The organism is Flavobacterium frigidimaris (assembly GCF_002217275.1).
GTDB lineage: Bacteria > Bacteroidota > Bacteroidia > Flavobacteriales > Flavobacteriaceae > Flavobacterium > Flavobacterium aquidurense.
Genome location: NZ_MUGV01000037.1, coordinates 66,041 through 78,106, shown reverse-complemented (window position 1 = coordinate 78,106; position 12,066 = coordinate 66,041). Strand labels below are relative to the sequence as shown.

The 12,066-nt window shown below is 34.0% G+C and carries 11 protein-coding genes; all 11 read left to right on the top strand.

Annotated features, from left to right (window positions below):
* The first annotated feature begins 151 nt into the window (after positions 1-151).
* Positions 152-1,426, top strand: coding sequence for a TIM barrel protein (locus B0A65_RS19085; protein WP_074663392.1), 1,275 nt, complete (start codon positions 152-154; stop codon positions 1,424-1,426).
* Positions 1,427-1,613: 187 nt separating this feature from the next.
* Positions 1,614-2,975 (top strand): FGGY-family carbohydrate kinase, encoded by a 1,362-nt coding sequence (locus B0A65_RS19080; RefSeq protein WP_074663395.1) that lies wholly within the window; start codon positions 1,614-1,616, stop codon positions 2,973-2,975.
* Between the two features lie 354 nt (positions 2,976-3,329).
* Positions 3,330-4,070 carry a (Fe-S)-binding protein gene (locus B0A65_RS19075; RefSeq protein WP_074663398.1) on the top strand — a complete coding sequence of 247 codons (741 nt, stop codon included), beginning with the start codon at positions 3,330-3,332 and terminating at the stop codon, positions 4,068-4,070.
* 121 nt (positions 4,071-4,191) lie between these two features.
* Positions 4,192-5,562: a glycoside hydrolase family 28 protein gene (locus B0A65_RS19070; protein WP_074663400.1), complete on the top strand. Its 1,371-nt coding sequence runs from the start codon at positions 4,192-4,194 to the stop codon at positions 5,560-5,562.
* Positions 5,563-5,599: 37 nt separating this feature from the next.
* Positions 5,600-7,000 carry a lactate utilization protein B gene (locus B0A65_RS19065; RefSeq protein WP_074663403.1) on the top strand — a complete coding sequence of 467 codons (1,401 nt, stop codon included), beginning with the start codon at positions 5,600-5,602 and terminating at the stop codon, positions 6,998-7,000.
* A complete protein-coding gene (locus tag B0A65_RS19060) occupies positions 6,993-7,580 on the top strand; it encodes a LutC/YkgG family protein (protein WP_074663405.1) in 588 nt (195 codons plus the stop codon). Before B0A65_RS19065 ends, B0A65_RS19060 begins: the two co-directional genes overlap by 8 nt.
* Before the next feature lie 157 nt (positions 7,581-7,737).
* Positions 7,738-8,214, top strand: coding sequence for a hypothetical protein (locus B0A65_RS19055; protein WP_074663408.1), 477 nt, complete (start codon positions 7,738-7,740; stop codon positions 8,212-8,214).
* Between the two features lie 202 nt (positions 8,215-8,416).
* Positions 8,417-8,560 (top strand): hypothetical protein, encoded by a 144-nt coding sequence (locus B0A65_RS23570; RefSeq protein WP_242670315.1) that lies wholly within the window; start codon positions 8,417-8,419, stop codon positions 8,558-8,560.
* Between the two features lie 1,125 nt (positions 8,561-9,685).
* Complete coding sequence (locus tag B0A65_RS19050; protein ID WP_123890382.1) at positions 9,686-10,075, top strand: hypothetical protein; 390 nt, start codon at positions 9,686-9,688, stop codon at positions 10,073-10,075.
* A gap of 95 nt (positions 10,076-10,170) precedes the next feature.
* Positions 10,171-10,647, top strand: a complete 477-nt coding sequence (locus tag B0A65_RS19045) for a GNAT family N-acetyltransferase (RefSeq protein WP_074663413.1) — start codon at positions 10,171-10,173, stop codon at positions 10,645-10,647.
* Positions 10,648-10,770: 123 nt separating this feature from the next.
* The gene (locus B0A65_RS19040) at positions 10,771-11,670 is read left to right on the top strand and encodes a carbohydrate kinase family protein (RefSeq protein WP_074663416.1); all 900 of its coding nucleotides are present in this window, start codon (positions 10,771-10,773) and stop codon (positions 11,668-11,670) included.
* Positions 11,671-12,066: the final 396 nt, after the last annotated feature.

Here is a 12,066-nt window from a genome sequence, read left to right as displayed (position 1 = left end):
TTGTGAAATTAACGTCCGACGGCCCTCGGACGTTAGATTTTTTAAAGATGAAGAAATTAGTAAACAAACAATATTGCATAAAATAGGTTAGTTAAACAGGAATTCATTGCATATATTTATCGATTGTAATTCCATTAAAAGAAAAAAGAATATGTTAATTGGAGCAAACAAAATAGAATCTCATAATGATGAGTTATTAAAAAAACACCAAAATAAATTTGCCTTTACAACATCTGAAGTTGGTGAAACAGAATCAATTATTCAAAAATTAATCGATTTTCAAATCGCAATTCCATCTTGGGCTTTAGGTACAGGAGGAACAAGATTTGGGCGTTTTCCAGGAGGTGGAGAGCCACGTTCTATAGAAGAAAAGATCGAAGATGTAGGTTTGCTTCATGCGTTAAACAATGCTTCCGGAGCGATTTCTTTACACATTCCGTGGGATATTCCAACAGATTATCAGGCAATAAAAAACTTAGCCGGACAACACGGATTAAAATTTGATGCCATGAATTCGAATACTTTTCAGGATCAGGCAACACAGGAGCATTCTTATAAATTTGGTTCTTTACAAAATGCAAACAAAGCTATTCGTAAACAAGCAATTGCTCATAATATTGAGGTTATCAAACACGGAATTGAGTTAGGGTCAGAATCTTTAACCGTTTGGTTGGCTGATGGATCTTCTTTTCCGGGACAATTAAACTTCCGTAAAGCCTATCAAAATACATTAGAAAGTTTAGAAGAAATCTACGCTGCATTACCTTCAAACTGGAAATTGTTTTTAGAGTACAAATGTGCAGAACCTAATTTCTACTCCACTACAGTAGCAGATTGGGGCCAATCTTATTCTTATGTGAAAAAATTAGGAGATAAGGCGCAAACTTTGGTTGACTTAGGACACCATTTACCAAATGCCAATATCGAGCAAATCGTTTCTTTATTATTAATGGAAGGAAAATTAGGTGGTTTCCACTTTAATGATTCGAAATATGGAGATGACGATTTAACGGCTGGAGCTTTAAAACCATACCAATTATTCTTGATTTTCAATGAATTGGTTGAAGGAATGGATGCAAGAGGGATGAACCATGCTAAAGATTTAGGCTGGATGATCGATGCTTCTCATAATATCAAAGATCCGTTAGAAGATTTATTACAATCAGTTGAAGCGATTATGATTGCTTATGCTCAGGCACTTTTAGTGGACAGAAAAGCATTAGAAATTGCTCAGGAAGAAAATGATGTTGTAAAAGCACAGGAAATATTGCAAAATGCTTTCCGCACAGATGTTCGCGCATTAGTTGCTGAAGCACGTTTGCGTTCTGGTGCAGCATTAAATCCGGTTGCATTATATCGTGGTCTTGATGTTAGAGGAAATCTAATTGGAGAAAGAGGACTAAAAACAATGGCAACAGGATTATAATTATGAATTGTGAATTGTTAATTGTTAATTATGAGGATGAGCTCTTAGACTATCGCTTCTTAAACTTGTTTGATATAAAAACAAACAGGCTTTGATAATAATACTTAGGTCTTAAGGTAAAAAACATAATTCTATCAAACATGATTCACAATTTATAATTCACAATTTATAATTTACAATTAACAAAATGAATGTAGTTGCAATTTTTGATATTGGCAAAACAAACAAAAAGGTTTTTCTATTTGATGAAAATTATAGAATTGTTTGGGAAAAATCAGTAAATTTTGATGAAACGGTCGACGAAGATGGTTTTCCCTGCGAGGATATTGAGTTACTCAAAAACTGGATATTTGAATGTTTGGCAGAAGTAAAAAACCTGACAAACTACGTTCTAAAAGCAATAAATTTCAGCACGTACGGAGCCAGTTTTGTCTATATAGATAAAGAAGGCAAAAACCTGACACCTCTGTATAATTACCTAAAAGATTATCCGGAGGAACTAAAGCAGGAATTTTATAAAAAATACAAAGGAGAAGAAGTTTTTGCAGTAAAAACAGCTTCTCCTGTTTTAGGAAGTCTTAATTCGGGAATGCAAATTTACCGTCTGAAAGAAGAAAAACCAGTGTTGTTTAATCAGGTAGAACATTGCCTGCATTTGCCGCAATATCTTAGTTTTCTTTTAACTGGTGAGGCCTATTCTGATATTACAAGTATTGGTTGTCATACTAATCTTTGGAATTTCAAAAAGATGAAGTATCACAAATGGCTTAAAAAAGAAGAGATAATTGCTAAGATTCCACCGCTTCATTTTGGAAAAGACATCATCAAAAAAGAAGATGGATTAGCGATTGGTGTTGGTTTGCACGATAGCTCATCGGCAATAATTCCGTACACGATTAACTTTACGGAACCGTTTGTTTTATTATCAACAGGAACCTGGAGTATTTCTCTGAATCCTTTCAATAACAAACCTTTAACTTTTGAAGAATTAAAGCAAGATTGTTTGTGTTATATGCAATATACCGAGAAGCCTGTAAAAGCGGCTCGTTTATTTGCAGGAAATGAGCATGAAATTCAAGCCAAAAGACTAGCCGAGCATTTTAATGTGCCATTTGATACTTTTAAAGATGTTTATTTTGATAAAAAAATAGTATCCAATTTAAGGGCTTTAAATTTTCAGATTGTTTATCCAAAGAAATATGATTTTGATATACTAAAGGAATGTCCATTTCAAAAAAGAGATCTTTCTACTTTTAAAAGTTACGATATTGCCTATCATCAATTAATGTTAGATCTTGTTGAACAACAAGTTTTTTCGACTAATTTAGTGATTCATAACAGTCCGGTTAAGAAGATTTTTGTGGATGGAGGATTTAGTAAAAATTCAATTTTCATGAATTTACTGGCAGAAGCTTATCCAGATGTAGAAGTGTATGCAGCGTCAATGGCGCAGGCTAGTGCTTTGGGAGCTGCGTTGGCCATTCATGAAAACTGGAATCCAAAGCCAATTCAGAACGATTTAATTGATTTGAAGTTTTACAAGCATTAATTGAATTAAAAATTTAGAATTAAAAATTAAAAATCTGCTCGATCTGTGAAAAATAATAGTTTATAGATTAAAGGATTTAAAAGTTTTTTTGTTATTAAGTTTAGTTTTGTCATTCCGAGGAACGAGGAATCTCCACAAGTAGCTCGGCAAACAAAATCGCCAATCTTTGCAGGGCAACTTGTGGAGATCTTTCCTTCGTCAGGATGACAAAAATGAAATTAGATCTGCCTGAAATAAAATAATAGCCACAGATTAAAGGATTAAAAAGATTAAAATAAAATCTATTCAATCTGCTAAATCTGCGAGAGAAAATATTTAACACATAGTTATTATGTGTTTTAAAATACCAAGAATATGAAAGTTGGACTTTTTATACCGTGTTACGTTGACCAGTTTTACCCAAAAGTAGCTATTGCAACCTACGAACTTTTACAAAAATTAGGATGTGATGTTCAGTTTCCGATGGGACAAACCTGTTGCGGACAACCCATGGCAAACAGCGGATACCAATATTTAACAAAAGGCTGCGATGCCAATTTTATAGCTAATTTTGCTGGTTTTGATTATATCGTTTGCCCTTCAGGAAGTTGTGTTTTGCATGTGAAAGATCATTTGCATGATGAGAAGAACGAAGAATTAGCGACTGAAATGCGTAAAAAAGTCTTCGAATTAACCGAGTTTATTACTGATATCTTAAAAGTAGATCATATAGACGGGAATTTTCCATACAGAGTCGGAATGCATGTTAGCTGCCACGGACAACGTGGTTTAAAGCTTTCGCAGATGACCGAATTAAACGCACCATTTTTCTCTAAACCAGAACAATTATTGCACAATATAAAAGGACTCGATTTGGTTTCTTTAACGAGAAAAGATGAGTGTTGTGGTTTTGGCGGTACATTTTGTGTGACCGAAGAAGCGGTTTCTGTAAAAATGGGACAAGACCGAATTAAAGACCATGAAAACCACAATGTTGATTTTATTACAGGAGGAGATATGTCTTGTTTAATGCATTTAGAAGGCATTCTAAAAAGACAAAAAAGCAACATAAAAACGATACATATTGCAGAAATATTAAACACGCTGACAAGCTAGAAAAAAATTGAACACATAGAAACATAGCTTTTTTCTTTTGAATAAGATGTAAGTAAGTGAAACACCTTTTTATAAGCTATGCAATCTATGATTCTAGGTGTTTAAAAGAAATAAATTGATCATGAAAAAAATAACGTTTTGTTTTGCACTATTAGTTTCGCTTGTTTTTTTATCCTTTAAAAAAGACAAGTCGGGTGTGACTTTACAAGAAGTTATAGTAAAGGCTCCTTTTGAAATGCCAGCGATAAAAATTCCTGATTTTAGCAAGTGTGAGGCATTTTCGATTGTTGATTTTGGAGCTGTAAAAGGTGATAAAGAAAAAACGTCAGAAGCTATCCGCAAAGCGATTTCTAAAGCCAATAAAGCGGGTGGAGGAACAGTTGTTATCCCGGAAGGCGAATGGTTAACAAAGAAAATCCACTTTAAAAGCAATGTAAATTTACATTTGAATAAAGGTGCTGTTTTGCTTTTTTCAGAAGACCCAAACGATTATTTGCCAGCAGTTCGTTCCACTTGGGAAGGTTATGAATGCTACAATTATTCACCGCTGATTTATGCGTATCAATGTAAAAATATTGCGATTACAGGCGAAGGTGAATTAAAAGCTAAAATGGACGTATGGACCAAATGGTTTGCGCGTCCAAAAGCGCATATGGAAAGCCTGAAAAGATTATACTATTTGGCTTCCTATAAAAAACCTGTAGAAGAAAGACAAATGGTAAATGATACGGCAAATTTGCGTCCTCATTTTATTCAGTTTAATCGTTGTGAAAATGTTTTAATGGATGGCGTTAAAATAACGAATAGTCCATTTTGGACGATTCATCCGTTTTTTTCAAAAGATGTTGTAATCAGAAACCTTCATGTGTATGCTCACGGACATAATAATGATGGTGTTGATCCAGAGATGTCTCAAAATGTATTGATCGAAAATTGTGTTTTTGACCAAGGCGATGATGCGATTGCGATTAAATCGGGATGTGGTATCGATGCCTGGAATCTAAATACGCCTTCGAAAAATATCGTAATGCGCAATTGCACCGTAAAAAACGGACATCAATTAGTAGCAATCGGAAGTGAATTATCTGGCGGAATAGAAAATGTTTTTATTGATAATTGCACTGTCGTGGATGGCGCAAAACTGAATCATCTTTTGTTCATTAAAACAAATGAAAGAAGAGGAGGATTCGTGAATAACATTCATATGACCAATATTACAGCGGGTAAAATTGATGCCGGAATTCTGGGTATTGAAACGGATGTTTTATATCAATGGCGCGATCTTGTTCCGACAATTGAACGCAAACTCACTCCGATAAAAAATGTATATCTGGAGAATGTAAAAGCAACAGATGTGAAGTTTATATCGAGAATTTTAGCTCAGAAAGAATTGCCTGTAGAAAATATATTCCTGAAAAATGTTCATGCAGATGTAGTTCAGGGAAATCAGAATATTCATGAAAATGTAGTGAATTTTGAGAATAAAAATTAAGTATAGAACGATCAGTTTTATAGTAAAGTAATATAAGATGTCTTCAGAAAAAATAGTAGAACACAGCGAGGCCGCAACACGTTTTAACAAAGATGTGGAGCGTGTGAACTGGCATGATGAAACGCTTTGGTTTGTTCGTGAAAAACGAGATAAATCGGCACATCAAATTCCGGATTGGGAATTGCTTCGTGAAACGGCTTCTCAAATCAAAAATAATGTGCTGGCCAATATGCACGATTATTTAAGTGATTTTGAAGCTAATGCTCAAAAAAACGGAATTATTGTACATTGGGCTGCCGATGCAAAAGAACATAATGAAATTGTGCATTCGATTTTGCAAAAGCATGAGGTTAAGCAAATGGTGAAATCAAAATCAATGCTTACAGAAGAATGCCATCTGAATGATTATTTAGCCGATAAAGGCATCGAAGTTATCGATTCTGATTTAGGAGAATACATCGTTCAGCTTCGTAAAGAACCACCAAGCCATATTGTTTTGCCGGCCATTCACCTTAAAAAAGAAGATGTTAGCGAAACCTTCCACGAACATTTAGGAACTGAAAAAGGAAATTTTGATCCTCAATATTTAACCGAATCGGCAAGACGCGAACTTCGTGATACGTTTTTAACTAGAAAAGCCGCTTTAACAGGAGTGAATTTTGCCATTGCAGAAACAGGCGAATTTGTAGTTTGTACGAATGAAGGAAATGCTGATATGGGGGCGCATTTAGCCGATGTACACATTGCCTGTATGGGATTCGAAAAACTGATTCCGCAACGTAAACATTTAGGTGTTTTCCTGAGATTATTAGCCAGAAGCGCAACAGGACAACCGATCACGACTTTTTCAAGTCATTTTAAAAAGCCAAGAAACGGAAAAGAAATTCACGTTGTTATTGTTGATAACGGAAGAAGCACTCAGTTAGGAAGACCAGATTTCAGAAACTCTTTAAAATGTATTCGTTGTGGTGCTTGTATGAACACTTGTCCCGTGTACAGAAGAAGTGGCGGACATAGTTATCATAATGCCGTTGCCGGACCAATTGGGTCGATTTTAGCGCCTAATTTAGACATGAGCAAAAATGCCGATTTGCCTTTTGCAAGTACACTTTGTGGCTCGTGTACCAATGTATGTCCGGTGAAAATTGATATTCACGATCAGTTGTACAAATGGCGTCAGGTTTTGGTAAAAGAAGGGCATACGCCAAGTTCAAAAACGATTGCAATGAAAACGATGGCAACCGTTTTAGCGAATCCTACGGTATTTAATTTAGCTGGTAAATCTGGAAGATTTGTAATGAAAAACATTCCGGGATTGGTGAATAACAAAATGAACAAATGGTACGATCAACGCGAAATGCCAGAAGTTCCGGAGGAATCTTTTAGAGAATGGTACAAGAAAAATTCAAGGGAATCTAAAGCGAAAAAAGATGAGTAGTAAAGCGGAAATTTTACAAAAGATAAAAAATAGTCAACCAAACGGAATTGCAGATTTGCCAAATTTAAATGTATTAGGTTCTGATCAGTTTGATGTTTTGGAAATGTATAAGACAGTATTGAAAAATATTGGAGGAAATCCAGTAGAAGTGGCTGATTATAATGAAGTACTAACGTATATCAGGAATAATTATCCACTGGAGAAACGAATTATAAGTACACTTCCGGAACTGTCTGAAATTGCCCTGTTAGATTGGACAAACGATGACCCACATTCGCTTAAAGATGTTGAATTAACGATCATAAAAGCCCATTTTGGAGTAGCTGAAAATAGTGCGCTTTGGGTAACCGATGACATTTTGGGACAACGTGTTGCTCCTTTCATAACGCAATATCTGGCTATCATAGTAAATAAAAAAGACCTTATTCCGACAATGCACCAAGCTTATGACAGAATTGGAGATCAGGAATATGGTTTCGGTACTTTTATCGCCGGACCTTCTAAAACTGCTGATATTGAACAATCATTGGTTTTGGGTGCGCATGGCGCGCGAGGGTTGGTTGTTTTTTTGATGGATTAAAAACTCAATAAAAATTTTGATTAAAACTGTGTATAGGTCATTGACTTTGCACAGTTTTTTGTTTTTAGATTATATTTGTTTAAAATGTCGTACAGTCAGGGATATTGGCGTAGCATAAATAAAAGTAATTCTGAGAGTGGAGATTAATAAATAAAAAATGATAGTAGTTTCAAAATTTGAAAAACTTTATCTTTTGAGAAATGCAATTATTCCAATTATTTGTATTGGTTTAAGTGGTTTGCTTTTAGATGTTAAGATTTATTATAAAAAAGATGCTGATGTTTATTTCCCCATATTTTTTCTTTTAATATTGGGATGTTTAGTTTTATTCTACAACTTAAATTCTATTTATACACTCGTCGTGGAAGAAAAAACAATCACAAAAATTTTCTTTCTATCACGAAAGACAGAAAGAATTTCTTATGCATCTATCAAAAGTTCAAACAAAGAATTTATTAATGGTTCATATAGTTCTGAGGTAGGTCAAATTACTCCTGGTTATTATAGACATATATTTAACTTAGAAAATGGTGAAAAATTAATTGTATCTCCATTATATTTTAAAAATTATAATCAATTAGTCACAGAAATTAGTCTTCTTGCTGCAAACTTCTCAACGAAGTCTTCCTTATGAAAGCTGCGCAAATGTCTCTGACTTTGCGCAATTTTTTTACATCTAAGAAATTCTAAACCTGATAAAAGTCTCCCGACTTTTTACGGCTTAATTTTTATATTGCCTTGATTATTTTTATATTCGGCAAACAACATTCTAAGAAAATTACTTTTAAAGTCAGAGACTTTATGAGGTTTCCTTTTTTGAATTATATTTGTTTAAAATGGCGCAAAGTCAGAGACATTTGCGCAGCGTCTACAATGAACACTTTGCAGAGCAGGGACCTTCTAAGACTGCTGATATTGAACAATCATTGGTTTTGGGTGCGCACGGCGCAAGGGGATTAGTTGTTTTTATATTGGAATAATTATTATTTGAGTCTAAAGATTTACATAAAAAAAGCGCATAGTATTAACTGTGCGCTTTTTTGTTTAAATTGCTTTTGAAATTGACAACAATTGATTTTGATTGTGTTCACGAGCGGGACGCTCGCGCTAGCAAAGGACTTTGCACGGTTTTTTTGTTTTAAAGTTATATTTGTTTTGGGACGGCTAACAATCTGAAATTCTAATTCAGGAGCTCCAGAGGAGCTTAATGTTTATAGTTAAATATTATGTGTAATTTTATAAAGCTCCATAGGAGCGATATATTTCGCTCCTATGGAGCTTTTGATTATCGATTTCTGTATTTCTATAAATATAACGTCACGCTGTGACTTATTTTGTTCGTATATTTCACTTTTAAGCCTGAAATTCCTCCGCGATCGAGCTTCTCGCCCGTGAACGTAAATTATTTCGGTGGATTGGAAATATAGTTCAGCGAGAAATTATAATAAAAATGACCAAACTATTTTAGAAATTGATATTAACTGATTTTGGAAGACTAGCTAAGTGTTTTTAAATTATTGCAATTAAAATAAAAAAAACGGAACTTAAATTAAGTAATAATTTTGGTAAAAAAGTAAATATTTATCTGGAACCTGAAGGAACTGCTTTTGAATTACAGGATGCAAATTCTATAATTGTTGAAGTAGAGGGTAATCAGAATCCTGTTATTGATTTACAAATTAATAAAGAAAATGGAGAATTATATTTTACGATCTGGCCAGAAGAGGCACAATTGAATTTTTCGATTTTCCCGCGCTAACGGGAGGGCAGTATAAACAAGAACACTTCGGAAAGCGAGGGACTAACAATCTGAAATTTTAATTCAGGAGCTCCAGAGGAGCATCATGTTTATAGTTAGATAATAAATGTCATTTTATAAAGCGCCATAGGAGCGATATATTTCGCTCCCATGGAGCTTTTGATTATCGATTTCTGTATTTCTATAAATATAACGTCACGCTGTGACTTATTTTGTTCGTATATTTCACTTTTAAGCCTGAAGTTCCCCCCTCGATCGGGCGTCTCGTTCGTGAACGTAGTCTATAAGATAAGATATGGTCTTAAACCTTTTAATCCTTAGCATGAAAAACTTAAAATTATATAGTATGATTTTACTTTCGTTATTAACATCTTGTATGGATATTACGGATAGTAGAGGTATTACTACCCGCAACAAATCTAATAATAGTATATATTGTTTTTATCTTCAACACGAATTGACTACAATGCATAGCCTTCCAGAATATTCCTTCCCTCCGCATGAAACAAAAGCCAAAGAGGATGATTGTAATTTGATAGTCAAACCTCGTTGGGAAGAATATATTAAAACTTGTGATAATCAAAAGATAAGATATTATATTGTTAAAAAAGACAGTGTAGATAAATATGGTTGGGAAACAATATTTAGTAACAATATTTACAATAAAAAGTATTTTTTTACAATTAAGGAATTAGATCGTTTGAATTGGACAATTACGTATGGAGGTAATAAATAGTACTTTGATTTCTTTTATATTAAGAATTGTACTCCGTCCTCAATTCTTTGAAGAGTGAATTTTATTCAAAAATCATTTTTTTGTAAATTTGAAATATGGAAGTAAATATAAAAGACATTACAATCAGGCGGGCCGCAACTGTCGATTTACCAAAACTCGCAGAATTTCTACAATTTCTTGTTGAAGCAGAAAGACCATTTGACCCAACACTTAAAGAGGGAGAAATCTTCTATTATAACATAGCAGATTTTATATCTGATGAGAAGTCAGAACTGCTGGTTATCGACTATAAAGATCAAATTGTTGGATGTGGCTACGCACAAATTCGAGCAGCTGAATCTTATCAAAAACATGATTTATTTGGGTATCTGGGTTTTATGTATGTGAGTCCGGAATTGAGAGGAAATGGTTTAAATAATCTATTGATGGATGATCTTAAAAAATGGATCTTATCCAAAGGAATAACTGAGGTAAGATTACAGGTGTACCATGAGAACGAAGCAGCAATCAGAGCTTATGAAAAAGCGGGCTTTAAACAAATATTGACAACAATGCGTTGTGATATAAGCTAAAGTATGCCACGTCTTTTTATGAAAAAGCTACATAAGATTTCTTTAAATAATCTTAAAGGAAAAAACAATAGATCACTCTTTTTTCTGTTTAAAAATTAAAGAGTCAAAAAACAAATTCCTAAAATGAATCAAAATAAACCCCTTAAAGCCGTAGCCTACGGAGAAGTTCTATGGGATGTTTTTCCCGATAAAAAGAAGATTGGTGGCGCACCATTAAATGTTGCTTTACGAATGAAAACATTAGGTTGCGATGTGGCAATGATAAGTTGCGTAGGAAAAGATAATGACGGAGAAGCAATTATAAATCACATAAAACAATTGGGACTTGAAACGAATGCTATCATGCAATCGGATGAATTCTCAACAGGATTAGTGAATGTGACTCTAAACGAAACAGGTTCTGCTACCTATGAAATCAAATATCCATCGGCCTGGGATAAAATTGTTCTGAACAATAAAGCTAAAGATTTAGTAAGCAACGCTGACGTTCTGATTTACGGAAGTTTGGTTTGTCGTGACGAAGTATCTCGAAAAGCACTCGAAGAATTGTTGCAAACTAAGGTTTACAAAGTTTTTGATGTCAATTTAAGAAAACCACATTATACGTATGAGATTCTTGAAAACCTGATGCAATCGGCTGATTTTATCAAATTTAATGACGAAGAGCTATTTGAAATTGCTTCAGCTTTAAAATCACCTTTTGTGGGTATTGAAGAGAATATTCATTTTATCGCTGAGAGAACTAATACTACAGGAATTTGTGTTACCAGAGGCGGAGATGGTGCTTTGTTGTACTGGAAAGGTGAACTTTATGAAAATGAAGGGTATCCTGTAAAAGTAGCTGATACAGTGGGAGCAGGTGATTCGTTTTTAGCGGCTTTGATTACTTCATTATTAACGGGCAAAGAGCCTCAAACGGCTATTGATTTTGCCTGCGCGGTTGGAGCTTTGGTTGCCGAATCGCCTGGTGCTAATCCTGAAATTTCTTTTTCGCGAATCGAAAATATGATCCATAAAAAATAGAATAAGTTTCCTGTTTTTGACTTAATAATCAAAGCATTTAATACTGAAAGCAGCAAACAATTTCAGCAAATATAAAAGCCGGTCTTTTTTAAAGAACCGGCTTTTATATTTTTATTCTTCGGTCTGAAATCAAACATTAAAATAGCTGCAATTTAATTTTTGCATTAGAAATATATAAGTAAAGCCCTATCCGTTGTTTTAAAATGATAAGTAAAAATTGATACTTTGGATTTAATTACAACCACCAGTTATATTCTATAAGGTGGTTTGTAGGAAAAAAAATCGAGATTCTCCGTAATATTGCGATATGAAGTGCTGTTGCAGCATTTTATGTTTTTTGTGTCGTTTTTGATGCTTGAAATAACTCCTGATCATCGATTTATTTTGAGTTTTCTT

Coding starts and splice junctions, on each gene's coding strand:
- B0A65_RS19085 (WP_074663392.1), top strand. CDS start 152: ATGTTAATTGGAGCAAACAAAATAGAATCTCATAATGATGAGTTATTA.
- B0A65_RS19080 (WP_074663395.1), top strand. CDS start 1,614: ATGAATGTAGTTGCAATTTTTGATATTGGCAAAACAAACAAAAAGGTT.
- B0A65_RS19075 (WP_074663398.1), top strand. CDS start 3,330: ATGAAAGTTGGACTTTTTATACCGTGTTACGTTGACCAGTTTTACCCA.
- B0A65_RS19070 (WP_074663400.1), top strand. CDS start 4,192: ATGAAAAAAATAACGTTTTGTTTTGCACTATTAGTTTCGCTTGTTTTT.
- B0A65_RS19065 (WP_074663403.1), top strand. CDS start 5,600: ATGTCTTCAGAAAAAATAGTAGAACACAGCGAGGCCGCAACACGTTTT.
- B0A65_RS19060 (WP_074663405.1), top strand. CDS start 6,993: ATGAGTAGTAAAGCGGAAATTTTACAAAAGATAAAAAATAGTCAACCA.
- B0A65_RS19055 (WP_074663408.1), top strand. CDS start 7,738: ATGATAGTAGTTTCAAAATTTGAAAAACTTTATCTTTTGAGAAATGCA.
- B0A65_RS23570 (WP_242670315.1), top strand. CDS start 8,417: ATGGCGCAAAGTCAGAGACATTTGCGCAGCGTCTACAATGAACACTTT.
- B0A65_RS19050 (WP_123890382.1), top strand. CDS start 9,686: ATGATTTTACTTTCGTTATTAACATCTTGTATGGATATTACGGATAGT.
- B0A65_RS19045 (WP_074663413.1), top strand. CDS start 10,171: ATGGAAGTAAATATAAAAGACATTACAATCAGGCGGGCCGCAACTGTC.
- B0A65_RS19040 (WP_074663416.1), top strand. CDS start 10,771: ATGAATCAAAATAAACCCCTTAAAGCCGTAGCCTACGGAGAAGTTCTA.